Source organism: Kluyvera sp. CHPC 1.2972, assembly GCF_036759925.1.
Taxonomy (GTDB): domain Bacteria; phylum Pseudomonadota; class Gammaproteobacteria; order Enterobacterales; family Enterobacteriaceae; genus Kluyvera.
In genome coordinates, this window is sequence record NZ_JAPKIB010000002.1 from 51,836 (window position 1) to 77,757 (window position 25,922).

25 protein-coding genes and 1 pseudogene are annotated in these 25,922 nt (G+C 54.1%); 19 read left to right on the top strand and 7 right to left on the bottom strand.

The annotated features are described in order from the left end of the window. Positions 1-52: 52 nt before the first annotated feature. The 4 genes from yidC to rpmH are packed head-to-tail and all read right to left on the bottom strand — an operon-like array spanning position 53 to position 2,440. On the bottom strand, positions 53-1,699 hold the full coding sequence (gene yidC / locus V6944_RS03755) for a membrane protein insertase YidC (RefSeq protein ID WP_333497949.1): 1,647 nt from the start codon (positions 1,697-1,699) through the stop codon (positions 53-55). A gap of 2 nt (positions 1,700-1,701) precedes the next feature. Next, positions 1,702-1,959 (bottom strand): membrane protein insertion efficiency factor YidD, encoded by a 258-nt coding sequence (yidD, locus tag V6944_RS03760; protein WP_015703903.1) that lies wholly within the window; start codon positions 1,957-1,959, stop codon positions 1,702-1,704. Beyond that, positions 1,923-2,282 carry a ribonuclease P protein component gene (rnpA, locus tag V6944_RS03765; protein WP_034881900.1) on the bottom strand — a complete coding sequence of 120 codons (360 nt, stop codon included), beginning with the start codon at positions 2,280-2,282 and terminating at the stop codon, positions 1,923-1,925. The genes yidD and rnpA overlap by 37 nt, the downstream gene beginning before the upstream one ends. A 17-nt stretch (positions 2,283-2,299) precedes the next feature. Further along, positions 2,300-2,440: a 50S ribosomal protein L34 gene (gene rpmH / locus V6944_RS03770; RefSeq protein WP_003849659.1), complete on the bottom strand. Its 141-nt coding sequence runs from the start codon at positions 2,438-2,440 to the stop codon at positions 2,300-2,302. 776 nt (positions 2,441-3,216) lie between these two features. Between rpmH and dnaA the strand changes: the two genes are divergently transcribed. The 9 genes from dnaA (at position 3,217) to V6944_RS03815 (ending at position 14,161) form a co-directional block, all read left to right on the top strand. After that, the gene (gene dnaA / locus V6944_RS03775) at positions 3,217-4,614 is read left to right on the top strand and encodes a chromosomal replication initiator protein DnaA (protein WP_333497950.1); all 1,398 of its coding nucleotides are present in this window, start codon (positions 3,217-3,219) and stop codon (positions 4,612-4,614) included. Positions 4,615-4,618: 4 nt separating this feature from the next. Continuing rightward, positions 4,619-5,719, top strand: a complete 1,101-nt coding sequence (dnaN, locus tag V6944_RS03780) for a DNA polymerase III subunit beta (RefSeq protein WP_035896448.1) — start codon at positions 4,619-4,621, stop codon at positions 5,717-5,719. After that, on the top strand, positions 5,719-6,792 hold the full coding sequence (gene recF / locus V6944_RS03785; protein WP_333497951.1) for a DNA replication/repair protein RecF: 1,074 nt from the start codon (positions 5,719-5,721) through the stop codon (positions 6,790-6,792). The genes dnaN and recF overlap by 1 nt, the downstream gene beginning before the upstream one ends. Positions 6,793-6,820: 28 nt before the next feature. Next, a complete protein-coding gene (gyrB, locus tag V6944_RS03790; protein ID WP_333497952.1) occupies positions 6,821-9,235 on the top strand; it encodes a DNA topoisomerase (ATP-hydrolyzing) subunit B in 2,415 nt (804 codons plus the stop codon). 136 nt (positions 9,236-9,371) lie between these two features. Next, on the top strand, positions 9,372-9,773 hold the full coding sequence (locus tag V6944_RS03795; protein WP_333497953.1) for a YidB family protein: 402 nt from the start codon (positions 9,372-9,374) through the stop codon (positions 9,771-9,773). A 121-nt stretch (positions 9,774-9,894) separates the two neighbouring features. After that, complete coding sequence (gene yidA, locus V6944_RS03800) at positions 9,895-10,707, top strand: sugar-phosphatase (RefSeq protein ID WP_333497954.1); 813 nt, start codon at positions 9,895-9,897, stop codon at positions 10,705-10,707. Between the two features lie 171 nt (positions 10,708-10,878). Then, entirely contained in the window at positions 10,879-11,910 is a 1,032-nt protein-coding gene (locus tag V6944_RS03805) for a hypothetical protein (protein ID WP_442910716.1), read from the top strand. After that, on the top strand, positions 11,907-13,037 hold the full coding sequence (locus tag V6944_RS03810; RefSeq protein WP_442910717.1) for a BamA/TamA family outer membrane protein: 1,131 nt from the start codon (positions 11,907-11,909) through the stop codon (positions 13,035-13,037). Before V6944_RS03805 ends, V6944_RS03810 begins: the two co-directional genes overlap by 4 nt. Then, positions 13,034-14,161, top strand: coding sequence for a DUF4056 domain-containing protein (locus V6944_RS03815; protein ID WP_442910718.1), 1,128 nt, complete (start codon positions 13,034-13,036; stop codon positions 14,159-14,161). Before V6944_RS03810 ends, V6944_RS03815 begins: the two co-directional genes overlap by 4 nt. A gap of 1 nt (position 14,162) precedes the next feature. On the opposite strand, the gene V6944_RS03820 is transcribed toward V6944_RS03815, so the two are convergent. Then, complete coding sequence (locus tag V6944_RS03820) at positions 14,163-15,224, bottom strand: FAD-binding protein (RefSeq protein ID WP_333497955.1); 1,062 nt, start codon at positions 15,222-15,224, stop codon at positions 14,163-14,165. Between the two features lie 101 nt (positions 15,225-15,325). Here V6944_RS03820 and V6944_RS03825 point away from each other — a divergent pair, with 101 nt between their 5' ends. After that, complete coding sequence (locus V6944_RS03825; RefSeq protein WP_333497956.1) at positions 15,326-16,552, top strand: DUF3748 domain-containing protein; 1,227 nt, start codon at positions 15,326-15,328, stop codon at positions 16,550-16,552. Between the two features lies 1 nt (position 16,553). Here the strand turns inward: V6944_RS03825 and V6944_RS03830 are convergent, their stop codons facing one another. Further along, on the bottom strand, positions 16,554-16,871 hold the full coding sequence (locus V6944_RS03830) for a YceK/YidQ family lipoprotein (RefSeq protein WP_333497957.1): 318 nt from the start codon (positions 16,869-16,871) through the stop codon (positions 16,554-16,556). Between the two features lie 311 nt (positions 16,872-17,182). On the opposite strand from V6944_RS03830, the gene ibpA reads away from it, so the two are divergent. The 4 genes and pseudogenes from ibpA (at position 17,183) to V6944_RS03850 (ending at position 20,484) form a co-directional block, all read left to right on the top strand. Next, entirely contained in the window at positions 17,183-17,596 is a 414-nt protein-coding gene (ibpA, locus tag V6944_RS03835) for a small heat shock chaperone IbpA (protein WP_035896433.1), read from the top strand. A 101-nt stretch (positions 17,597-17,697) separates the two neighbouring features. After that, the gene (gene ibpB, locus V6944_RS03840) at positions 17,698-18,126 is read left to right on the top strand and encodes a small heat shock chaperone IbpB (protein WP_185668145.1); all 429 of its coding nucleotides are present in this window, start codon (positions 17,698-17,700) and stop codon (positions 18,124-18,126) included. Positions 18,127-18,236: 110 nt separating this feature from the next. Further along, a pseudogene (locus V6944_RS03845) lies at positions 18,237-18,722 on the top strand (DNA damage-inducible protein D); the annotation flags it as partial. Positions 18,723-18,822: 100 nt separating this feature from the next. Further along, positions 18,823-20,484, top strand: a complete 1,662-nt coding sequence (locus tag V6944_RS03850; RefSeq protein WP_333495359.1) for a putative transporter — start codon at positions 18,823-18,825, stop codon at positions 20,482-20,484. Here the strand turns inward: V6944_RS03850 and V6944_RS03855 are convergent. Further along, on the bottom strand, positions 20,441-21,190 hold the full coding sequence (locus V6944_RS03855) for a GntR family transcriptional regulator (protein WP_333495360.1): 750 nt from the start codon (positions 21,188-21,190) through the stop codon (positions 20,441-20,443). The two genes, V6944_RS03850 and V6944_RS03855, sit on opposite strands and share 44 nt — an antisense overlap. 298 nt (positions 21,191-21,488) lie before the next feature. Between V6944_RS03855 and V6944_RS03860 the strand changes: the two genes are divergently transcribed. The 5 genes from V6944_RS03860 to V6944_RS03880 all read left to right on the top strand — a co-directional run bounded on the left by V6944_RS03860 (position 21,489) and on the right by V6944_RS03880 (position 25,846). Beyond that, a complete protein-coding gene (locus V6944_RS03860; protein WP_333497958.1) occupies positions 21,489-23,111 on the top strand; it encodes an alpha-glucoside-specific PTS transporter subunit IIBC in 1,623 nt (540 codons plus the stop codon). Further along, entirely contained in the window at positions 23,108-24,430 is a 1,323-nt protein-coding gene (locus V6944_RS03865) for a 6-phospho-alpha-glucosidase (RefSeq protein ID WP_333497959.1), read from the top strand. The genes V6944_RS03860 and V6944_RS03865 overlap by 4 nt, the downstream gene beginning before the upstream one ends. 159 nt (positions 24,431-24,589) lie before the next feature. Further along, on the top strand, positions 24,590-24,937 hold the full coding sequence (locus V6944_RS03870) for a YidH family protein (protein ID WP_123650977.1): 348 nt from the start codon (positions 24,590-24,592) through the stop codon (positions 24,935-24,937). Further along, positions 24,927-25,289 (top strand): DUF202 domain-containing protein, encoded by a 363-nt coding sequence (locus V6944_RS03875; protein ID WP_333497960.1) that lies wholly within the window; start codon positions 24,927-24,929, stop codon positions 25,287-25,289. The genes V6944_RS03870 and V6944_RS03875 overlap by 11 nt, the downstream gene beginning before the upstream one ends. Then, on the top strand, positions 25,286-25,846 hold the full coding sequence (locus V6944_RS03880) for a radical SAM protein (protein ID WP_333497961.1): 561 nt from the start codon (positions 25,286-25,288) through the stop codon (positions 25,844-25,846). The genes V6944_RS03875 and V6944_RS03880 overlap by 4 nt, the downstream gene beginning before the upstream one ends. Positions 25,847-25,922: the final 76 nt, after the last annotated feature.

Consider the following 25,922-nt stretch of genomic DNA (forward strand, 5'->3'; position numbering starts at 1 on the left):
AAAAAAAGGCGGTCATTCGACCGCCTTCCATTTTAGCTCTTGCTCAACCGAATCAGGATTTTTTCTTCTCGCGGCTATGCAAGCCACGTTTTTCCAGACCACGGTAAATCAGCTGCTGCTGAATGATGGTGACCAGGTTGCTGACGATGTAGTACACCACCAGACCAGATGGGAACCACAGGAAGAACACCGTGAAGATGACCGGCATGAAGGTCATGATCTTCTGCTGCATCGGGTCGGTCACGGTCGTCGGGGACATCTTCTGAATGAAGAACATCGTCGCGCCCATGATGATCGGCAGGATGTAGTACGGGTCTTGTGCAGACAGGTCGTGGATCCACAGGATAAACGGCGCATGACGCAGTTCAACCGAGGCGCTCAGCATGTAGTACAGCGCAAGGAAGATTGGCATCTGGATAATCAGCGGGAAGCAGCCACCCAGTGGGTTAACTTTTTCCGCTTTATACAGGGCCATCATTTCCTGGCTTTGACGCTGTTTGTCGTCACCCAGACGCTCACGCATTGCCTGAATCTTAGGCTGCAGCATACGCATCTTCGCCATGGAGGTGTACTGCGCTTTGGTCAGCGGGTACATGATGCCACGAACGATAAAGGTGATAACGATGATGGAGAAGCCCCAGTTACCCAGGAAGCTATGGATCCATTTCAGCAGTTTGAACAGCGGCTGAGAGATGAACCACAGCCAGCCGTAGTCAACGGTCAGATCCAGGTGCGGCGCAACAGCAGCCATTTTATCCTGAATTGCTGGGCCGACCCACAGGGTGCTCTGCAGCTTATCTGCCTGACCTGGCTGTACCAGAACCGGCTGAGATTTGTAGCCGATAGCCACTACGCCGTTACCGAGGTTAGCGGTGTAGAAGTTATTGGTACCGTTGTTCTGCGGAACCCATGCAGTCGTGAAGTACTGCTGCAGCATGGCAACCCAACCGTTTTTGGTGTTGGTGTTCAGATTCTCGTTATCAACGATGGTGTCGAATTTGTATTTTTCGTATTTCGAATCAGACGTTGAGTACGCTGCGCCACGGAAGGTGTGCATCGTAGACAGGCCGCCAGATTGTGTATTACGGTCAGACGGCAGGTTAGCCGTCTGCTTCAGCTGACCGAAGGTAGACACTTCCAGCGGCTTCTCGCCGGCGTTCTTCACGTCATAGCTTACGTTCACCGCATAATCACCGCGTTTCAGGGTGAAGGTTTTGGTGAAGACGTTGCCTGCTTTATCGGTATAGGTCAGCGGAATGACGATTTCGTTCTGGCCATCGGCCATCACAAACGCATCTTTATCGACGTTATACAGCGGACGCGGACCGTTAGCCGGGTTATCCGGGCCATCACGACCGGTTAAGCCGCTCTGTGCCTGATAGACAAACTGTGGGGTGGTTTCCAGTAACTGGAACGGTTCGTCAGATTTCAGCGCTTTCGGGTAAGCCGGAAGCAGCGCTTGCTCAATATCACCACCGCGAGTGTTGATAGTCAGCTCAAGCACATCAGTTTTAACCGTAATCAGTTTCCCTTGGCCACTGGCCGGTACGCCCTGGTCTGCGGCGCTACCCGCTGCTGTGGTCGTAGTCTGCGTGGTCTGCTGCTGGGCTTGAGGATTGTTATCCTGCTCCCAGGCTTGCCAGATCATGAAAGACACGAACAACAAAGCGATGATAAGGAGATTGCGTTGCGAATCCATCGTTAGTGTTCTCTGGTATCAAATGGTCCAGGCGGGACGGGGTCGTCACCACCAGGGTGTAAAGGGTGGCATTTTAATACGCGTTTCACTGTCAACCAACTGCCTTTTATCACTCCAAACCTGCGCAATGCCTCAATTCCGTATTGAGAACAGGTTGGCGTGAAACGACAATGCGGCCCGAGTAGCGGACTAATCAGGCGCTGATAGACCCGGATAAGGCCTATCAGGACCCGCGAGCCAGGCGACAATGGCGGCGCCATAATTTTTCCAACGCTTCCGAGAGAGCACGGTTATCGAGGTCGGCAACCCCTCTCTTTGCCACCACCACGAAATCCATTGGCGGGAGTTCATGCTGACGTAAACGGAAACTTTCACGCGTCAGACGTTTAATCCGATTGCGTTCATGTGCGCGTTTGACGTTTTTCTTGGCGACGGTGAGACCGATACGGGGATGCCCCAGCGAATTCAGGCGGCCGAGAATGGTGATTTGCGGCGTGCCAGCCCGTTGTGGCTGCTGGAAGACGAATGTGAAATGAGTGGGAGTTAACAAACGTAACTCCCTGGGAAATGCTAGCTTAACCACTCGAGGGGTTAGCTTTATTACTTAGAAACGGTCAGACGAGAACGGCCTTTAGCACGACGACGTGCCAGAACCTGACGACCATTTTTAGTAGCCATACGAGCACGGAAGCCGTGAGAACGGTTGCGCTTCAGTACAGACGGTTGAAAAGTGCGTTTCATGGCGATTTCTACCTAAACTTGAATAAATTCAATGGCTTTATTGGATATCCGAACGAAAATCGAACGATGGACACCGAAGCCATGGGTGATTAAAGAGGCCGGATTGTAATAATTGTACACTCCGGAGTCAATTCTCTTTCCTTATTTACCGCGTAAAAAACCACGTATCACCGCAGTTTTTCGCCCGGTAAATGAGCAGCGTCCTTCACCAAAATTCGCGCAGAACATGCCGGGTGGGGGATTATACGGCCTGCCCATTAAAGCGCAAGGATCATCCTGGATCTTTGTTAGATCATTTAAGCAGAAATTTGTCGCTAGTCATTAATTTTTCCAATATGCGAAGGAAATCGTGCCTCCTCTTTATCGGGATCGTTTACACTTAGCGCTTCTGGATCCACCCTGTGGATAAATCGGGAAGAATCTGTGAGAAACAGAAGATCTCTAGCGCAGTTTACGCTATGATCCTCGGCCCGATCGCGATCGGTGGATCGTAAAAGGGGAAAATAACCGCGTCATTTCAGCACCGCGTCTGAAAGGCGTCGTTGAAAACCGCAGATAGCGGTTCGCACGTCACCCGCTTGCATCGGGTCTTTTCGACGTGTGCCAAAAATCACGAATTTTTAATCTTATACACAGCATTGTTCGGGCTGCATCTATGCAGCAACTGAATGAGTCCCCGACAGTATTCAGTTTCACTGGCGGCAGGACCGTCAGAGGTAGCCTGCAGGTTTGCCTGGAGGATGATGTGTATCGACTTTTTTCGAGTGGAGTCCGCCGTGTCACTTTCGCTTTGGCAGCAATGTCTTGCCCGATTGCAGGATGAGTTACCAGCCACAGAATTCAGCATGTGGATCCGCCCATTGCAGGCGGAACTAAGCGATAACACGCTGGCACTGTATGCGCCAAATCGTTTCGTACTTGATTGGGTAAGAGATAAATACCTCAATAACATCAACGGCCTGCTGAATGATTTCTGCGGCTCTGATGCCCCGCAGCTGCGCTTTGAGGTTGGCACTAAGCCCGTCACCCAGACCTTAAGAGAGACGGCGAACGTCAGCGCCCCGGTGCAGATGGCCCAGGTTCATACCCCGCGCGTTGCCCCGGCACCGCGTGCAGGATGGGATAACGTCCCGGCGCCTGCCGAGCCTTCCTATCGCTCTAACGTCAATGTTAAGCACACCTTTGATAACTTCGTTGAAGGTAAGTCGAACCAGCTGGCCCGCGCGGCGGCGCGTCAGGTGGCAGACAACCCTGGCGGCGCGTATAACCCCCTGTTCCTCTACGGCGGCACCGGTCTCGGTAAAACGCACCTGCTGCACGCGGTGGGCAACGGCATTATCGCCCGCAAACCGAACGCGAAAGTGGTGTATATGCACTCCGAGCGCTTTGTCCAGGACATGGTAAAAGCCCTGCAAAACAACGCGATCGAAGAGTTTAAACGCTACTATCGTTCAGTGGATGCCCTGCTGATCGATGATATTCAATTCTTCGCCAACAAAGAGCGCTCTCAGGAAGAGTTCTTCCACACCTTTAACGCCCTGCTGGAAGGTAATCAGCAGATCATCCTCACGTCGGATCGCTATCCGAAAGAGATCAACGGCGTAGAAGATCGGCTGAAATCCCGCTTCGGCTGGGGCCTGACGGTGGCCATTGAGCCACCTGAGCTTGAGACCCGCGTCGCTATCCTGATGAAAAAAGCCGACGAAAACGATATTCGTCTGCCTGGCGAGGTGGCGTTCTTCATTGCCAAGCGTCTACGCTCTAACGTGCGTGAGCTTGAAGGGGCACTGAACCGCGTTATCGCCAACGCCAATTTTACCGGCCGGGCGATCACCATCGATTTCGTGCGCGAAGCGCTGCGCGACCTGTTAGCGCTGCAGGAAAAGCTGGTCACCATCGACAATATTCAGAAGACGGTGGCGGAGTACTACAAAATTAAAGTCGCGGATCTGCTCTCCAAACGACGTTCTCGTTCGGTAGCGCGTCCGCGCCAGATGGCGATGGCGTTGGCGAAAGAACTCACCAACCACAGTCTGCCGGAGATTGGCGATGCGTTTGGTGGCCGTGACCATACCACCGTGCTGCACGCCTGCCGTAAGATTGAACAGCTGCGTGAAGAAAGCCACGATATCAAAGAAGACTTTTCCAATTTAATCAGAACATTGTCGTCGTGATCCTATGAAATTTACCGTAGAACGTGAACATTTATTAAAACCGTTACAACAGGTGAGTGGCCCGTTAGGCGGGCGTCCGACATTGCCGATTCTGGGTAACCTGTTGCTGCAGGTCGCGGACGGCACGCTGTCGCTGACCGGTACCGATTTGGAAATGGAAATGGTAGCGCGTGTGGCGCTGCTGCAGGCACATGAACCGGGCGCGACTACCGTCCCGGCGCGTAAATTCTTTGATATTTGCCGTGGCCTGCCGGAAGGTGCTGAGATTGCCGTACAGCTGGAAGGCGACCGTATGCTGGTGCGCTCTGGCCGTAGCCGCTTTTCGCTCTCTACGCTGCCTGCTGCCGACTTCCCGAATCTGGACGACTGGCAGAGCGAGGTTGAATTCACCTTGCCACAGGCGACCATGAAGCGCCTGATTGAAGCCACGCAGTTCTCGATGGCGCATCAGGACGTTCGTTATTACTTAAACGGCATGTTGTTCGAAACCGAAGGTGAAGAACTGCGTACCGTGGCAACCGACGGCCACCGTCTGGCGGTTTGCTCCATGCCTATTGGGCAATCGCTGCCGAGCCATTCGGTGATCGTGCCGCGTAAAGGGGTGATTGAGCTGATGCGTATGCTCGATGGTGGCGATACGCCGCTGCGCGTGCAGATCGGCAGCAACAACATCCGCGCACACGTCGGTGACTTTATCTTCACTTCTAAGCTGGTTGATGGCCGTTTCCCGGATTATCGCCGCGTATTACCGAAAAATCCGGACAAACATCTGGAAGCGGGTTGCGATATCCTCAAGCAGGCCTTTGCCCGTGCGGCGATTCTCTCCAACGAGAAATTCCGCGGCGTGCGCCTGTTTGTCAGCGAAAACCAGCTGAAAATTACCGCTAACAACCCAGAGCAGGAAGAAGCAGAAGAAATTCTGGATGTCTCCTACCCGGGCACCGAGCTGGAAATCGGCTTTAACGTCAGCTACGTGCTGGACGTTCTGAACGCGCTGAAGTGCGAGAACGTGCGCATTCTGTTGACCGATTCCGTATCGAGCGTACAGATTGAAGATGCCGCATCACAGTCGGCTGCCTATGTTGTTATGCCAATGAGACTGTAATGTCGCTCTCCCGTCTGTTGATCCGCGATTTTCGCAATATCGAAAACGCGGATCTTGCCTTATCCCCTGGCTTTAACTTCCTGGTTGGCGCGAACGGCAGCGGCAAAACCAGCGTGCTGGAAGCCATCTATACGCTCGGCCATGGCCGGGCGTTTCGCAGTTTGCAGATTGGCCGCGTTATCCGCCACGAGCAGGAATCATTTGTCCTGCACGGTCGCCTTCAGGGGGCAGAGCGTGAAACGTCCATCGGCCTGACCAAAGACAAGCTGGGCGACAGCAAGGTGCGCATCGATGGCACCGACGGCCATAAAGTGGCCGAACTGGCGCTGCTGATGCCGATGCAGCTGATTACGCCCGAGGGGTTTACTTTACTCAACGGCGGCCCCAAATATAGAAGAGCGTTCCTTGATTGGGGATGCTTCCACAACGAAGCCGGATTCTTCAACGCCTGGAGCAACCTGAAGCGGTTGCTCAAGCAGCGCAACGCCGCGCTGCGTCAGGTGAGCCGCTACGCGCAGCTGCGTCCGTGGGATATGGAACTTATCCCATTGGCCGAGCAAATCAGCCGCTGGCGCGCGGAATACAGCGCCGGTATTGCCGAAGACATGGCGGATACCTGCAAACAATTTCTCCCGGAGTTCTCTCTGACCTTCTCCTTCCAGCGCGGCTGGGAAAAAGAAACTGACTATGCCGAAGTGCTGGAGAGAAACTTCGAACGCGACCGTATGCTGACCTACACGGCACACGGCCCGCACAAGGCGGACTTCCGCATTCGCGCCGACGGCGCGCCGGTGGAAGACACCTTATCGCGCGGGCAGCTTAAGCTGCTGATGTGCGCGCTACGCCTGGCACAGGGCGAGTTTCTGACGCGCGAAAGCGGCAGACGCTGCCTGTACCTGATAGATGATTTTGCCTCGGAACTTGATGACGCGCGGCGCGGCCTGCTGGCCAGCCGTTTAAAAGCCACGCAGTCTCAGGTTTTCGTCAGCGCCATTAGCGCTGAACACGTTCTGGACATGTCGGACGAAAATTCGAAGATGTTTACCGTGGAAAAGGGTAAAATAACGGATTAACCCAAGTTTAAATGAGCGAGAAACGTTGATGTCGAATTCTTATGACTCCTCCAGTATCAAAGTCCTGAAAGGGCTGGATGCGGTGCGTAAGCGCCCGGGTATGTATATCGGCGACACGGATGACGGCACCGGTCTGCACCACATGGTATTCGAGGTTGTGGATAACGCTATCGACGAAGCGCTCGCTGGTTACTGCAAAGATATCATCGTCACCATCCACAGCGACAACTCCGTCTCCGTACAGGATGATGGTCGCGGTATCCCAACCGGTATTCACCCGGAAGAGGGCGTTTCTGCTGCGGAAGTCATCATGACCGTTCTGCACGCTGGCGGTAAGTTCGACGATAACTCCTATAAAGTCTCCGGCGGTCTGCACGGCGTGGGCGTTTCCGTGGTTAACGCTCTGTCCCAGAAACTGGAACTGGTTATCCAGCGTGATAACAAAATTCACCGTCAGATTTACGCGCACGGCGTGCCGCAGGCACCGCTGGCCGTGACCGGCGATACCGAAAAAACCGGTACCATGGTGCGTTTCTGGCCGAGCTACGAAACCTTCACCAACGTCACCGAGTTTGAATACGAGATTCTGGCAAAACGCCTGCGCGAGCTGTCGTTCCTGAACTCCGGCGTCTCTATTCGTCTGCGCGATAAGCGTGACGGTAAAGAAGACCATTTCCACTACGAAGGTGGCATTAAGGCGTTCGTTGAGTATCTCAACAAGAACAAAACGCCAATTCACCCGAATATCTTCTATTTCTCCACCGAAAAAGACGGTATCGGCGTTGAAGTTGCGCTGCAGTGGAACGACGGTTTCCAGGAAAACATCTACTGCTTCACCAACAACATTCCACAGCGTGATGGCGGTACTCACCTTGCAGGCTTCCGTGCGGCGATGACCCGTACCCTGAACGCCTACATGGACAAAGAAGGCTACAGCAAAAAAGCCAAAGTCAGCGCCACCGGTGATGATGCCCGTGAAGGCCTGATTGCGGTGGTTTCCGTGAAGGTGCCGGATCCGAAGTTCTCCTCTCAGACCAAAGATAAACTGGTCTCCTCCGAGGTGAAATCGGCGGTAGAACAGCAGATGAACGAACTGCTGAGCGAATACCTGCTGGAAAATCCGTCCGACGCGAAAATCGTGGTCGGCAAAATTATCGACGCGGCGCGTGCGCGTGAAGCGGCGCGTAAAGCCCGTGAAATGACCCGTCGTAAAGGCGCGCTCGACTTAGCAGGCCTGCCGGGCAAACTGGCCGACTGCCAGGAACGCGACCCGGCGCTGTCTGAACTGTACCTCGTGGAAGGGGACTCCGCGGGCGGCTCTGCGAAGCAGGGGCGTAACCGTAAGAACCAGGCGATTCTGCCGCTGAAGGGTAAAATCCTCAACGTGGAGAAAGCGCGCTTCGACAAGATGCTCTCCTCTCAGGAAGTGGCCACGCTGATTACCGCGCTGGGCTGCGGCATCGGTCGCGACGAGTACAACCCGGACAAACTGCGTTATCACAGCATCATCATCATGACCGATGCGGACGTCGACGGCTCGCACATTCGTACGCTGCTGTTGACCTTCTTCTATCGTCAGATGCCGGAAATCGTTGAACGCGGTCACGTCTACATTGCACAGCCGCCGCTGTACAAAGTGAAGAAAGGCAAGCAGGAACAGTACATCAAAGATGATGAAGCGATGGACCAGTACCAGATCTCCATCGCGCTTGATGGCGCAACCCTGCACACCAACGCCAGCGCACCAGCGTTAGCGGGTGAGCCGCTGGAGAAACTGGTTGCCGAGTTCAACGCGACCCAGAAAATGATCAACCGTATGGAACGTCGCTTCCCTAAAGCGCTGCTGAAAGAGCTTATCTATCAGCCAACGCTGGTGGAAGATGACCTGTCCGACGAACAGAAAGTGACGCGTTGGGTGAACGCGCTGGTGACCGAACTGAACGAAAAAGAACAGCACGGCAGCCAGTGGAAGTTTGATATTCAGCACAACGTTGAACAGCAGCACTTCGAGCCGATTATTCGCGTCCGTACCCACGGCGTAGATACCGACTACGTGCTGGACAGCGAGTTCGTTAACGGTGGCGAATACCGTCGTATCTTCACGCTGGGCGAGAAGCTGCGTGGTCTGGTGGAAGAAGACGCGTTCATCGAACGTGGCGAACGCCGTCAGCCGGTTTCCAGCTTCGAGCAGGCGCTGGATTGGCTGGTGAAAGAGTCCCGTCGTGGTCTGGCTATCCAGCGTTATAAAGGTCTGGGTGAGATGAACCCGGATCAGCTGTGGGAAACCACCATGGACCCAGACAGCCGCCGTATGCTGCGCGTGACCGTGAAAGATGCGATTGCCGCTGACCAGCTGTTCACCACCCTGATGGGTGATGCCGTTGAGCCGCGTCGTGCCTTTATCGAAGAGAACGCCCTGAAAGCGGCGAACATCGATATCTAATCCGTGTCGTCGCCCGGCCGACGTCGGGAAACCAACGCCAAAAACGCCTGAATTTTTTCAGGCGTTTTTTTATGCCCGCCACCCACGGACTATACTTCTCTACGTCTTCACTTAACCGTCATTCTGAGGTGGAAATATGGGGCTTTTTGATGATGTCGTAGGCTCGCTGCTCAGCGGCGATGCGGGTAAATATCAGGCTATCCTGAGCTGGGTAAACGAGCAGGGCGGTATTCAGGCGCTGCTGGAGAAGCTGCAAAGCGGCGGACTCGGTGACATCGTTTCATCCTGGATAAGCAATCAGCAAAGTAATCAATCGATTAGCAGTGACCAGGTGGTCTCGGCGCTCGGCGCGCCCGCCGTGTCGGATCTGGGGGAAAAGCTGGGCACCGATGCCAGCTCTGCCTCAGCGATGCTGGCGGAATACCTGCCGAAAATCGTCGATGCACTGTCGCCAAAAGGCGAAGTGGACCCGCAGGCACATAACGATTTGCTGTCAGCAGGGATGGATCTGCTAAAAGGCGGCAAGCTCTTCGGCTAACGACTCGGCAAAAGGGGAGCACGCTTCTTGCGTTGTATCCCCGTTTTAAGCGCGGCGGGTTACTGTTTTTTGAGCTCAATCGCGTTAGCATGAGAACAGACTCATCTAACCTGGGGATCTCATGGCTATTAAACTTATTGCAATCGACATGGACGGAACATTGCTGTTACCGGACCACACTATTTCTCCTGCGGTAAAAAGCGCGCTGGCTGCAGCACGTGCAAAAGGGGTTAACGTGGTCCTGACCACCGGGCGTCCGTACGCCGGTGTGCACAGCTACCTGAAAGAGCTGGGGATGAACGAGCCGGGAGATTACTGCATTACCTACAACGGCGCGCTGGTGCAGAAAGCGGGTGATGGCAGCACCGTGGCGCAGACCGCACTGAACTACGATGACTACCGCTTCCTGGAAGAACTGTCGCGTAAAGTCGGCTCTCACTTCCATGCGCTGGACCGCAACACGCTGTACACCGCGAACCGCGATATCAGCTACTACACCGTGCACGAATCCTTTATCGCCACCATCCCGCTGGTCTTCTGCGAAGCCGAAAAAATGGATCCGGCAACTGAATTCCTCAAGGTGATGATGATCGATGAACCCGCTATTCTGGATAAAGCGATTGCCCGTATCCCGCCAGAAGTCAAAGAGAAATACACCGTGCTGAAAAGCTCGCCGTACTTCCTCGAAATCCTCGATAAGCGCGTGAACAAAGGTACCGGCGTGAAGTCGCTGGCCGATGTGCTGGGCATCAAGGCGGAAGAGGTGATGGCTATCGGTGACCAGGAAAACGACATTGCGATGATTGAATACGCGGGTGTTGGCGTGGCGATGGATAACGCGATTCCGGCGGTGAAAGAGGCGGCGAACTTCGTCACTAAATCAAACCTGGAAGACGGCGTTGCCTGGGCGATTGAAAAATACGTCCTGTCCTGATTTTCCCGTTGCCCGGCATCGTCCGGGCACTAACCTTAAGATTGTTTGCAAACTTGTTATTGTATTATCAGGTGTGAAACCGCACGGAAGTCCCCGCAATGAATACGTAATTTATTTACTCTCCCCCCTCTTTTATCTCCGGGCAAACCTGCCTGCACATACGCTTCATTTATGATCAAAAAACGCATCCGTCTGGTGCTGATGATGTCATCCTGTACGGTTTTTCAGGCCTGGGCTGCGACGGATTCTGACTCGACGTTGACACCGCTTTATGGCTATCAGGATGATAGTCAGGCCACCCCTTTGCCTGCGCAACCTACGGCTGCTGCGCCGGAAGAAAGTCACTCCGTTTTACCCTTCTTAGGCGACGAAGCGCGTAAGCGTGGTTATGCGCTGCCATTACCGTTTGGCGTGAATATTAACTACATGAATATCCGGCAGAATATTGATGTAGATAGTATCAATTTTAACGGACTGTCTCTGAAAGGCCATTCGCTAGATAACGCCTTTAAAATCAACGTGGGCAATACCCGCGAAAGAAGCAAAACCGAAACGGTAAAGCTGGATGCCTGGCTGCTGCCGTTTATGAACGTGTATGGCCTGGTAGGGTATACCGACGGGCATTCCGTTTCGCAGATTGGTGTTGATGTGCTTGGACCAAATGGACACTCAATTCCACTGTTGCCAAAGTATAAAAACCAGCTGCAGAACCTGGCCTTCCAGCTCGATTTTAAAGGTACCACCTACGGCATCGGCACCACGCTGGTCGGCGGCGTCGGCAACTGGTTTACCGCCTTCGACGCCAACTATACCCAGACGCAGTTCGATATTCTGGATGGCAGCATCAACGCGTTCACTATTTCTCCGCGTATTGGCTATCGTTTTAACACGCCGGGCATCGATACCCTGCATCTGCCTTCCGGCAAGTTGAACCTGTGGGTGGGCAGTATGTACCAGGATGTGCAGCAGGAATTTAAAGGCAGCCTGAGCGATCTCACTATGCCGTCTGCGGCGCTTCAGAAAATGGTGACTGCTGCAAACCATGATGGTAAAGGCCGCTTCGACGTCAAACAGCATCTGCAGTCCCCCTGGAACGTGCTGGTAGGCGCACAGTATGAACTGACCCGCAACTTCAACGTCACCACCGAAATTGGTTTTGCCGACCGCAACAGCTTCTTTGTGGCAGGAGAGTATCGCTTTTGATACGCCTCGCGCTGCTCCTGTCTTTTTGCCTGTTTGCCGGACAAGTTCAGTCGGCGTTGCCGACCCGCGAGCAGGTTGACGGCTGGCTGAAAACGCTCGGGGCTAGCGATAACTTTGATGCCAGCAAAGGCATTGATTGGGGCGTGATGCCGGGGCCATTTTATACCCCTGAACTGGGGCTTGGCGTGGGCACGGCGGTGGTGGGGATGTATCGTCCTGACCCCAACGATACGGTCAGTCAAAACTCAACGCTGACGCTCAGCGGCTACTTTAGCTCGACGGGTGCATTTGGCATTACGATGCAGAATTATGCCTTTTTCGCCGACGATCGCTGGCGTTTCTTTCTGGATGGCTCTCTGACGGATACCCCGACCTACTACTGGGGACAGGGCTTCAGCGCAGGCGATAAAGACAGTCAGAAAGAGCAGTACACGGCCCAGGCTCTCGACCTTCGCCCGACGCTGTTCCACCGGCTGGCGCCGAACGTCTATCTGGGGATCGGCTGGTCGCTGAATGCCCAGCATGCGACGCAAATAGACGATAACGATCCGCCAAAAATTAACGAAACCGCCCAGGGCGCGTCGGTGTTGAGCTCCGGCAGCAGCGTTGATCTCAGCTGGGACGACCGCGACTTTGTCCCTAACCCGCGCAAAGGGCAGTACGCCGATCTCCGCTACACCCGCTTTACGCCAGATGTCGGCAGCGACACTCGCTTTGATGAATACCAATTGCACTACAGCCGCTACCACTCGCTGGACGACAACAATGTGCTGGCGTGGGAGATGGATGGCGCGTTTACCCAGGGCGACGTTCCCTGGACGATGATGCCGCTGCTCGGCAGCAATCAGCGGATGCGCGGCTACTATGAAGGCCGCTACCGGGATAAAAACGCCGTCAGCGGTCAACTGGAGTATCGCCGCAAGCTCGATTGGCGGCATGGCGTTGTGGGCTGGTTGGGGGCGGGGACCATGGGGCCATCGTTCCACGCGCTGGACGATGGACGCTGGCTACCCTCGGCGGGTGTTGGCTATCGTTTTGAGTTCAAGCCCCGGGTGAATGTCCGTCTGGATTACGGTATTGGCAAAGGTAGTAGTGGTTTTTACTTTCAGGTAGGAGAAGCATTTTGAAGCAGTGGGTGAAAACAATAACGCTGCTGGCGCTGTGCGCCGCGACGCAGGTCCACGCCGCGCTGCCGGTGGCGCTGGATTTAGGCACTCAGGCCACTTCAAAGGCCAGCAGCGCCTGGCCCGCCATGCCGCCGCAGCCGCTGCCCAAAGGGCTCCGTCCGTGCTGCGCTTTTGGCTACAACCTGCACGCAGAGCTGCTGGGCATGCCGGTACCGTTTTACCAGTTGGATAACGTGGCCTATGCCAGCCATCTTGGGCAGCATCAGTACAACGATAAGATGCTGGCGGGTCTGGAGAATCTGACGGGCTTGAGCAGCGAGAATAACGGCATTCTCTACACGACCCGTGGCGGCTTTATTGATACCGCCCATGTCCGTGATACGGCGGACATGACGGTCTATATTTTTAGCCAGCTTCTGCCGCGGCTGGGGCAGGCGTTTACGCTCGATCTGGAGAGCGAGCTGGCGCAGCGCCGACTGGCCTTTACGGCTTTTACTCCTCCCACCGATCCCGCTGAGCGTTACACGCTGGCCGCCTGGCTTGCGGCGCATCTGGCCTATCAGGTCGCGGAGTGGCACGAAATTGCGCAGTGGTACGGTTTTGAATCCGTTCCCGGTTTTTCGGAGGGGGTTTCTGCCTTTTCGCCGGAAGATCTCTACTCAAACCTGCTCGGCGCGCGCTTAGCCGTCTCGCTGATCCTCGACGGGCAGACCGTTTCCCAGGGCGTCTACAATGCGGCGATGGGCACGGCGCTCAGCCAGGCGCTCATGCATCTGGGCGCTCAACCCCCCGCGATGACCCGCTTCCATTTCGATATGCTGGACGGCCGCTGGTGGAACAGCCAGCGTCGTGTCCCGGAGAAATATCTGGTGCTGCATCGTAACTTCCAGATGGGCGACAATCGCCTGCCAACGCGTGTACCGGGTGAGCAGAGCGCGCCGCAGCGTCTCACGCTGCCGCATCGTTGGCAGGGCGTCAACCTGGCCGACCTTGGGCAATTGCAGCTATGGCCGGGCGTGTCTATGAAGCAGCTTCCGCCACCGGCGCGTTATTACACTGCGGAGGATTTTCCGACGCTGGCGGCCAGCGCGCAGCAGGCAGATAACAGCGTCCAGAAGCACTAACTTACCTGGCTTCATGGATGTGGGAAACGCCACTTTTCATTAAGCCAACGCGAAGCAAAGGTGTGGTTAATAATCGACTCTTGAGTATTTTGCCATACAGCTTCCTTCGCAAATGACGTGTTGCGCGCTGATAATGGGCGTTCGGCGCTGAGGTTGACTGTAGTAGTACGTGAGACAGTAAGTCAGCGCTGTCGAGTGCATAGCTAATGCCCTCAAGTGAACTGGCGCTGATAAACCCCGCCGCTTCACCAATCAGAAAAGCATTCCCGTGACCGCACACAAAATCCTTCCAGCGTGAAGGGAATAGCACCGTACACTTCTCACTTTTCAGCGGTTCGCCGAACTGAAAATCAAATGTGGTCATTTTTGCTTTCAGCGCCTCAAAGCGTGCCTGCCCATCTTTCATTGGGTAGGCGCCGCCAAAGATAAAATAACCATCTTTGCTGATGCTCCACGAGTAGCAGTCTGTGACTTTATTATCAAAAATGCATGAGTAGAATGGCGACGCATGTTTTTCGGTAAACCACTGCTGGATGGCGACATATTTGCGAATTCGGTGTTGCGGATACAGATAGCGGCGCACCAGTGAATTTGCACCGTCGGCACCAACCAGATAGCGGGCGGTAATTTGCTGTTCTTCTCCATTGGCGTGGAATATCACGTACCATTTCCCCTCATCGCGCCAGATTTTCCGGCACAGGCTGTCGTGATAAACCTGAACATCATCAGGAATGAGCGATTTCATCCATAAATCAAAAGCATGCCGATTAATGTTTACGTAGCTGCGCTGGTAATTTCTCTGCAGATTAGCATTGGCCTCTATCGTTTTGACGCTAAAGATTTGCGGGTTGGCAATGATATCGATGGGGAGCGTCATGCCATCGCGAATGAACGAACGCTGAGCATCAGGGGCCAATAGTCCGCCGCAGGGTTTAGTGAAGCCCTCGTTTCCATCCTGATGTTTTTTATCCAGCGCGATGATCCGCATTTTCCCGCTTAATCGCCTGGCCAGCGTGGCTCCTGCGGGACCGAGTCCGATAATTGCTACATCAAAATGTTCCATTTTTATCGCCTGTAATAAGTGAGATGGCGATACGTTAAAACCTGTCAGTGAAGTCCTTGTGAAGTATGATTGTGGTCACCGTTCTTGACGAGATTGCCCCTATGAAACAAATCACCTCTGCGCCACGTCATCATCAGCTTACCAATACTCGAACCTGGACGCCGGACAGCCAGTGGCTGGTCTTCGACGTTCGCCCATCTGGCGCCTCGTTTACCGGTGAAACCATTGAACGCGTGAACGTACATAGCGGTGATGTTGAGGTGATTTATCGTGCGAGTGAAGGCGCGCACGTCGGCGTGGTCACGGTGCACCCGTCTGAAGCGCGATACGTGTTTATCCACGGCCCAGAAAACCCGGATGCCCAGTGGCAGTACGATTTTCACCATCGCCGCGGCGTGGTCACCTCGCTGGGGAAAACCCAAAACCTGGATGCGATGGATATCACCTCTCCCTATACCCCAGGCGCGCTACGCGGCGGCAGCCACGTTCACGTCTACAGCCCTTGCGGGCAGTACGTCAGTTTTACCTACAACGATCACGTGATGCACGAATACCACCCGGCGTTGGATCAGCGCAACGTGGGCGTGGCGGCGCCCTATGGCCCGGTAACTCCGAATGGCCAGCATCCGCGTGAATACGGCGGCAGTCACTGGTGCGTGCTGGTGAGCCAGACGACGGCGCAACCGCAGCCCGGCAGCGATGAGATCAATCGGGCCTATGAAGAGGGCTGGGTTGGCTCTTCCGCGCTGGCTTTTATCGGCGATACCGTTTCGCTTACCGGTGAAAAAGTGCCGGAGCTGTTTCTGGTTACGCTACCGTGCGATGAAGCTGGATGGAAACAGGCGGGTAGCGCGCCGCTATCCGGAACGGCGACAACACTGCCTGCGCCGCCCGCAGGCGTTCGCCAGCAGCGGCTGACCTTTACCCATCAACGTGCTTATCCTGGGCTGGTGAACGTGCCGCGTCACTGGGTGCGAAGTCATCCGCAGGGGACGCAAATTGCATTTCTGATGCGCGATGATCGCGGCGTAGTGCAGCTATGGCTTATTTCGCCAGAAGGCGGCGAACCGCGCCAGCTGACACGCAATGCGTCGGATATCCAGTCGGCGTTCAATTGGCATCCGTCGGGAAACGAGCTGGGCTTCGTGCTGGAAGGGCGTATCGCGATGTGCGATGTCGCGTCTGGCGCGGTGACCTTTTTAACGGCGGATCACGCAAACCCACCGTCGGCGGACGCGGTGGTCTTCTCGCCTGACGGCCAGTATATTGCCTGGATGGAAGAGGTGGCTGGCTTCCGCCAGCTATGGATAACCGAAACCCACCGCTGAGTCAGGGGGCGGGTGGAATGACCGAATTGGTCGCCAGCGTCTCCTGCTCGCTCTTTTCCACGCGGGAGCGAACGGAGCTGTCCTTACGGAAGAAGTCCCATGGCAGCAGCACTGTGTCCATGACCGCGGTAAACGGCATATCGATGGCGACCAGCGATTTGGCGACCCAGCCGCTGTCATCGTCGCCCAGCATCGCGGCACTCGCTCGGGTACCCGGGTAGGTTCCCTCTTTACCGCCGGTATGTGACATCATGCTGGAACACCCTCCTGATAAGAAGATCCCCCCAACCAGCACGGTTTTAAGCAGAACATTTTTCATAGTGAGTTCTTCTAGTCACGGGCATAAAACAGCCCTTCTTCGGGTTATATCGACCCATTGCCAAAATAGGAAGTACCAGTTTGCCGCTCTGTGGCGGTTGTCGCACTTTGGCCTTTTGTGCCATAACCCAGTCTAAGCGCTCTGGGGGAAAGTGCAAAAAAAGTAAGACATGAGGACTTGAAAATGGTTCTTTTCGCCACACTTTATAGGTGTAGCCAAGAGGAACACGCCTTCGGGGTGTTTAGGCTTCAACAACCTGTCCATGATGGAAGGTGATTAATTTCTCGCTGATTTTCAGGAGCTATTTAACTATGCGTAACTTTGACTTATCCCCGCTATACCGTTCAGCCATTGGTTTTGATCGTCTGTTCAACCTGTTAGAAAACAATCAAACGCAAAGCAACGGCGGCTACCCTCCGTACAACGTTGAACTGGTTGATGAAAACCACTATCGCATCGCGATTGCCGTGGCCGGTTTTGCGGAAAGCGAGCTGGAAATCACCGCGCAGGACAACATGCTGGTGGTAAAAGGCGCGCACGCCGCAGAGCAAAAAGAACGTACCTATCTCTATCAAGGCATCGCCGAGCGTAACTTTGAGCGCAAATTCCAGCTTGCGGAGCACATCCACGTGCGTGGCGCAAACCTGGTGAACGGCCTGCTGTATATCGAACTGGAACGCGTTATTCCAGACGCGGATAAACCGCGCCGTATCGAAATTAATTAATTTTGCTGGGCCGCCCGTGCGGCCCCGTTAGCTAAACACTCAATCGGCTTGCCGTCAGGGAGCCGGAAAGTACTTACTCGCTTCTTAGAAGGAGAAACACAATGCGTAACTACGATTTATCCCCACTGCTGCGTCAATGGATCGGTTTTGACAAACTGGCGAACGCGCTGCAAAGCACCAGTGAAGGCCAGACCTTCCCACCGTACAACATCGAAAAAAGCGACGATAACCACTATCGCATTACCTTAGCGTTAGCCGGGTTCCGTCAGGAAGATCTGGATATTCAGCTCGAAGGCACGCGCCTGACCGTAAAAGGCACGCCAGAGCCGCAGGAAAAAGAGACCAAATGGCTGCATCAGGGGCTGGTTACCCAGGCCTTTAGCCTGAGCTTCACTCTGGCAGAAAATATGGAAGTCGCCGGTGCGACCTTTACCAACGGCCTGCTGCATATCGACCTTACCCGCAACGAGCCGGAAGCCATCGCGCCACAGCGCATCGCCATTAGCGAGCGCCCAGCGCTGAATAGTTAACAGAATTGCCCAATTAGCCCCGAGAAATCGGGGCTTTTTTTGCGAGTAAGGGCATGTTTTGCCCCCTTGCTGCAACGGGTGTTTAAGTTTAAAAAATGATCAATAAAAATGACCATTTTATTGAGTCCAACAAAATGGTTGAAGTGGGGTCTGGTGCTAATCGACAGCTTGAAGATATCAGGCTTTCCCGCTACGCCTGCTATCTGGTTGAGACGGCCCAGCAGTCGGGCGTTGAGACTGCTCTCGATTTTGCAATCTTCCAGAATCATGGCTACAAAGGCCTGTACGGCGGCCTCGATCAGAAGGCGATTCACGAACGAAAGGGGCTAAAGAAAAGCCAGAAAATCCTCGATCATATGGGCTCAACCGAACTTGCGGCCAATTTATTTCGCGCCACGCAAACCGAAGAAAAGCTGCGCCGTGATGAAGTCAGCACAAAGCAACTAGCCAATCAGACGCACTACGAAGTGGGTCAAAAGGTGCGTCAGACCATCAAGGACCTTGGCGGTACGATGCCAGAATCACTCCCTTCCCCTGATAAAAGTATTCAACAGTTGGAAATTGCCGCTAAGGGCAAAGACACGCCTGACTCGTGAGGCTTTCTCAGTCGATTAATGTGCGCCGTACTACATACAAGCTCCCTCCGACTCAGACATAATCCATACTGTTAATAATGTTATTCACAGGGAAAATACGATGAGTGATATAGCATTGACGGTAAGCGTTCTGGCGCTGGTGGCGGTGGTCGGGCTGTGGATTGGCAACGTCAAAATCCGGGGGATCGGCTTTGGCATTGGCGGCGTGCTGTTCGGTGGGATTATCGTCGGCCACTTTGTCGATCAGGCGGGCATCACGCTAAGCAGCCCGATGCTGCATTTTATCCAGGAATTCGGCCTGATTCTGTTCGTCTACACCATTGGTATTCAGGTGGGGCCAGGTTTTTTTGCCTCGCTGCGCGTCTCGGGCCTGCGGCTGAATCTGTTTGCCATTCTGATTGTGGTTCTTGGTGGCCTGGTCACCACGCTGCTGCATAAAATCTTCGCGATTCCGCTTCCTGTCGTGCTGGGCATTTTTTCCGGCGCGGTAACCAATACGCCCGCGCTGGGTGCCGGGCAGCAAATTCTGCGCGATCTTGGCGAACCGTTTAGCGTCGTGGACCAGATGGGCATGAGCTACGCGATGGCCTACCCATTCGGTATCTGCGGCATTCTGCTTACCATGTGGCTGGTACGCCTGTTCTTTCGCATTAACGTCGACAAAGAGGCCCAGCGCTTCGATGAGCAGACGGGTTCCAGTCACTCCCATCTTCAGACCATCAATATCCGCGTTGAGAACCCTAACCTGAACCATATGGCGATTCAGGATGTGCCGGTGATCAACAGCGATAAAATTATCTGCTCGCGCCTTAAACGGGGTGAAACATTGATGGTGCCGTCACCGACAACCATTATTGAGAGTGGCGACCTGCTGCATCTGGTAGGCGAACCAGCGGATCTGCGCAGCGCGCAGCTGGTGATTGGCAAAGAGGTTGAAACATCGCTTTCCACCCGAGGTACAGACCTGAAAGTAGAAAGGGTGGTCGTCACCAACGAGAAGGTATTAGGGAAGAAAATCCGCGATCTGCACTATAAACAGCGCTATGACGTAGTGATCTCACGCTTAAACCGTGCGGGGGTTGAACTGGTCGCCAGCAGCAATGCCAGCCTGCAGTTTGGCGATATCCTCAACCTCGTGGGGCGTCCAGCGGCCATTGATGCCGTGGCCTCCGATCTCGGCAATGCCCAGCAGAAATTGCAGCAGGTGCAGATGCTGCCGGTGTTTATCGGCATTGGTCTTGGCGTGCTGCTCGGCTCTATCCCGCTGTTCATCCCCGGCTTCCCGGTGGCGTTAAAGCTCGGTCTGGCAGGCGGACCGCTGATTATGGCGCTGATCCTTGGCCGTATCGGCAGCATCGGCAAGCTCTACTGGTTTATGCCACCCAGTGCGAACCTGGCGCTGCGTGAGCTGGGAATTGTGCTGTTCCTTTCCGTGGTGGGGCTTAAATCCGGCGGAGGTTTTGTGGAAACGCTGGTACACGGTGAAGGGCTTAGCTGGATTGGCTACGGCATCCTGATTACCGGCATTCCGCTGCTCACCGTGGGGATACTGGCTCGGGTGCTGGCGAAAATGAACTACCTGACCCTGTGCGGCATGCTGGCCGGTTCAATGACCGACCCTCCGGCGCTGGCATTTGCCAACAACCTGCATGCGACCAGCGGTGCGGCGGCGCTCTCTTATGCAACGGTCTACCCGCTGGTGATGTTCCTACGCATTATCACGCCTCAGCTTCTGGCGGTGCTGTTCTGGGGGATGAGCTAGGGTTTTGGATGCGCCTGAGGTGATAATCCACCTGGTATTCGCTGGCGTTACGAAACATCACTGAATAATTAAGAAACTCACCGCTGTCGCTGTACGAAAGGGAGGTAATACGCAGCAGCGGTGTTTGTTCGGGTACGTTCATCGACTGGGCCAACTGCTTATCAGCCAGCACCGGCGCCAGGCTTTCATAGTTACCGCTTATCGTTATGCCACACTCTTTCTCGATGTAATCAAACTTTGACCCTTCCAGATGCACCAGCGACAGGTTACGAAAAAGCTTAACCGGCATATAGCTGTCTTCAAGCATCAGGGGCTTTCCATCAACGTAGCGTACCCTTCGGGAAAAGTAGATCCGCTCATTGATTTGAATGCGAAGCTGGCTGGCAATAGCGGGTGGAGCGGGCATCACCTCGAAAACCAGGACGTGGCTTATGACCTCTTTACCCTGCTTGCGCAATATCTCGGCCAGCCCGGTCAGGTTAGAGGTTTCGTGGTGGATGTCTTTATGAGCAACATAAGTACCGCTGCCCTGCCGGCGAACCACCAGACCCCATTCGACCAGCAGATCGACCGCTTTTCGAATGGTCATCCGCGCAACGCCAAATTCCTGCGCTAACGCTTTCTCGCCTGGAATTGGGCTGCCAATGTTGAAGTCGGATGAATTCAGCCGCAATCGCAGTCTTTCAGCAATAGATTTATAGATCACTTATAGACCTCTATTCCCCATCCCCGCAGGGTTATTGAACCGCTGTTTCTTATTAAAAAGTAATCAATTACAGGCAAATAATCAGATTGTTCATAACGGCATAGAATTAGGCCATATGACATGTCTATTTTTATCTTAAAAATTAGACAACATAGCGTGAATTAAAACCATGAAAGCGATCACGAATCGCACGCTCACCGCATGTTGTCTGACGGGGTAATTCCTATTCTCGTAGCAGGCCGGAAATCAACCTTAATAAGGCCACTTACCCTACGAGTTGTTAAATGAGGATTGCTAAATGCTCAGTCAAATACAACGCTTTGGCGGCGCCATGTTTACCCCGGTTTTATTATTTCCCTTCGCGGGGATTGTGGTGGGTATCGCCATTATGTTGCGTAATCCGCTGTTTGTGGGTGAAGCACTCACCGCACCTGATAGCTTATTTGCTCAGATTGTTCACATTATTGAAGAGGGCGGTTGGACGGTATTCAGAAACATGCCGCTCATTTTTGCCGTTGGTTTACCTATTGGACTTGCTAAACAGGCGCAAGGGCGAGCCTGTTTGGCTGTACTGGTTAGTTTCCTGACCTGGAACTACTTCATTAATGCCATGGGAATGACCTGGGGCCACTTTTTTGGCGTCGACTTCTCCGCTGACCCCGTCGCGGGAAGCGGCTTGACGATGATTGCCGGGATTAAGACGCTGGATACCAGCATCATCGGCGCTATTGTCATTTCGGGTGTCGTAACCGCACTGCATAACCGTTATTTTGATAAACCCCTGCCGGTGTTCCTCGGTATTTTCCAGGGCTCATCGTTTGTTGTGATTGTGGCTTTCCTTGCCATGATTCCCTGCGCGTGGTTAACACTTTTAGGCTGGCCAAAAGTCCAGATGGGCATTGAATCGCTGCAGGCATTTTTACGCAGTGCTGGGGCCTTGGGTGTCTGGGTTTATACCTTCCTTGAGCGCATTCTTATTCCAACAGGCCTTCATCACTTCGTCTATGGTCCCTTTATTTTTGGCCCGGCGGCGGTTGAAGGTGGAATTCAGGTTTATTGGGCTCAGCATCTCCAGGAATTCAGCCAAAGTACCGAATCGCTCAAAGCGCTGTTCCCGGAAGGCGGCTTCGCGCTGCACGGTAACTCAAAAGTGTTTGGCTCAGTCGGGATTGCGTTGGCGCTTTACTACACCGCTGCGCCTGAAAACCGCATAAAAGTCGCGGGGTTGCTCATTCCTGCCACGCTGACCGCCATGCTGGTAGGGATCACGGAACCGCTGGAGTTCACCTTCCTGTTTATCTCTCCGTTGCTATTCGCCATTCACGCCGTGCTGGCGGCCACCATGTCAACGGTGATGTATATGTGCGGCGTGGTGGGGAACTTTGGCGGTGGCCTTCTTGACCAGTTTATCCCGCAAAACTGGATCCCGATGTTCCATAACCATGCGTCGGTAATGTTTACCCAGATAGGCATCGGCGTGTGCTTTACCGCCCTCTACTTCGTCGTCTTCCGGGCCTTAATTCTGCGCTTCAATCTGAAAACACCGGGCCGTGAAGACAGTGAAATCAAACTCTACAGCAAAGCAGACTACCAGGCCGCGCGTGGCAAAACCTCAGCGGCTGACGCGAGTGACACGAAATTAGGCCAGGCGGCAGGCATCCTCCAGGCGCTGGGCGGAGCCGCCAATATTGAAAGCATCAACAACTGTGCAACCCGATTACGTATTGCGCTAACCGATATGGCTAAAACGCAAAGTGATGACGTATTCAAAGCGCTGGGCGCACACGGCGTGGTGCGCCGTGGAAACGGCATTCAGGTCATCGTTGGCCTGCATGTTCCACAGGTCCGCGACCAGCTTGAAACCCTGATGAAAGATTCTCTACAGACCGAACAAACCACCATGACGGAGGCAGTATCATGAAAAAATTCTCAGTTGTTATCGCAGGCGGCGGCAGTACTTTTACCCCAGGTATCGTGTTGATGTTGCTGGCAAATCAGGATCGTTTTCCGCTGCGAGCGCTGAAATTTTACGACAACGACGGTGCGCGTCAGGAGACGATTGCAGAAGCCTGTAAGGTGATTCTTAAAGAGCAGGCACCGGATATTGAATTTAGCTACACCACCGATCCACAGGCCGCTTTTACCGACGTTGATTTCGTGATGGCGCATATTCGCGTAGGGAAATACCCGATGCGTGAAAAGGATGAGAAGATCCCGCTGCGCCACGGTGTGTTGGGTCAGGAAACCTGTGGGCCTGGCGGTATTGCGTACGGCATGCGCTCCATTGGCGGCGTGCTGGAGCTGGTGGATTACATGCAAAAATACTCGCCAAATGCCTGGATGCTCAACTACTCCAACCCGGCAGCGATTGTGGCGGAAGCGACTCGTCGCCTGCGTCCGGAGGCCAAAATCCTCAATATCTGCGACATGCCTATCGGTATTGAGGGACGGATGGCGCAGATTGTCGGTCTGAAAGACCGCAAGCAGATGCGCGTTCGCTACTATGGGCTGAACCACTTTGGCTGGTGGACATCTATTGAAGACCTTCAGGGGAACGATTTAATGCCTAAATTACGCGAATATGTCGCGAAATATGGCTATGTTCCGCCATCAAACGACCCACATACGGAAGCCAGCTGGAACGATACTTTTGCCAAAGCGAAAGATGTGCAGGCGCTGGATCCGGACACGATGCCGAATACTTACCTGAAATATTATCTGTTCCCTGATTATGTTGTGGCGCATTCAAATCCGGAACGTACCCGCGCCAACGAAGTGATGGATCATCGTGAAAAGAATGTGTTCAGCGCATGCCGGGCGATTGTTGCCGCGGGTAAATCCTCGGCTGGCGACCTGGAAATTGACGAACATGCTTCTTACATCGTCGACCTTGCTACCGCCATTGCCTTTAACACTCAGGAAAGAATGCTGCTCATAGTGCCGAACAATGGTGCAATCCATAACTTTGATGCTGACGCGATGGTCGAAATTCCATGTCTCGTCGGCCATAACGGCCCGGAACCACTGACGGTGGGTGATATTCCAAACTTCCAGAAAGGAATGATGGGCCAGCAGGTTGCGGTTGAAAAACTGGTCGTCGATGCCTGGGAACATCGTTCATACCACAAGCTGTGGCAGGCGATTACGCTGTCGAAAACGGTGCCGAGCGCTTCCGTGGCAAAAGCGATTCTGGATGATTTGATTGAGGCCAATAAAGACTACTGGCCACCGTTAAACTAAGTACCGATTTAGCGCGTCATGCCCACCGAACGTTGTTCGGTGGGCATTTTAGTTTTCAGGTGTTGGGATGTGAGACGGTGCACGCTGATGTAAAAAGCAGCGAGAACACGTAAGCTATTGAGGTAACTTACTCACTTTCGCTGGGCACAAGGAGCCGTCATGAAAATTTCCCGCGTGGGAGAAGCACCAGACTATCGCTTCTCTCTGGCCAACGAACGTACGTTTCTGGCATGGATCCGTACCTCGCTAGGCTTTCTGGCGGCGGGCGTTGGGCTCGATCAATTGGCCCCGGATTTTGCGACCCCGGTGATCCGCGAAGCGCTGGCGCTGATGCTGTGTCTGTTCGCGGGAGGGCTGGCGATTTATGGCTATCTTCGCTGGCTACGCAATGAAAAAGCGATGCGCCTGAAAGAGGATCTCCCCTACACCCGTAGTCTACTGGTCATTAGCCTGATATTGGCGTTGGTCGCTGCGGTGGTGATGATTCTGGTGTTCTATGCCGGATAACCGCAAAGCCCGCCGCGAGGCCGATCCCGGCCTGCAGCCGGAACGCACTTCGCTTGCCTGGTTTCGCACACTGCTTGGCTATGGCGCGCTGATGGCGCTGGCGCTAAAGCATAACTGGCATCAGGCCGGTGGGCTGTTCTGGGTGTCAATTGGCGTACTGGTTATTGTCGCTATCATCCTCTGGCAATACACCCGTAATCGGAACGTCATGGACATCACCCAGAGCGATTTTACTCAGCCGCGTGCGGTACGTGATAAATTTTTGATCTCCCTCGCGGTGTTATCACTCGCATTGTTGTTTGCTGTTACCCATATTCATCAGCTTGTTATTTTTATAAAGGATTTTGCATGACAGGACGTCACATTGAAGCCGCCATCGCGTGCTGTAGTCCCAATGGCACGATGATGCCAGAGGGGTCACTGCGCAGCATGGTGAGCCGCCAAAACTGCCTGCAACCGCAGCACTGGTATCGCGAGCTTCGCCAAACGGGAATGACTTCAGTGCAGTTAATTCCGCAGATAGAAAGGGATGCGTCAGGTAAACTCAGCGAGGGATCGGTGCAGCCGGAAGAGTGGGGCGCGTTCCTCTGCGCCGTTTTTGATCTCTGGGTGCGGGAAGATATCAGCACCATCCAGATTCAGCTTTTTGAATCCACGCTCGCCATCTGGCGCGGTTATTCCCCTCAGATAGCCAGCAATGCAGATAACCCATGCGGTGAATGTTCTGTGTTGCGCTTCTGCCACGGTACCTGCCCTGAACCCTCATTTTCTGAGGGTAAGAATGCGCTCTGCGAGGGATATCACCGCTTCTTCACCTACAGCGAACCACACATGAAAGCGATGCGCGATCTCCTTAAACAGCGCCGCTCACCGATGGAATTGATGGTGATGTTAAGCCAGGCTGAATAAGCTTTCTCTGTTTGCCAGGCGGGTCTGCCGGATGGCAAACAGGTCAAGGTCTCCGCTGCTGATTCTGGTATCACTA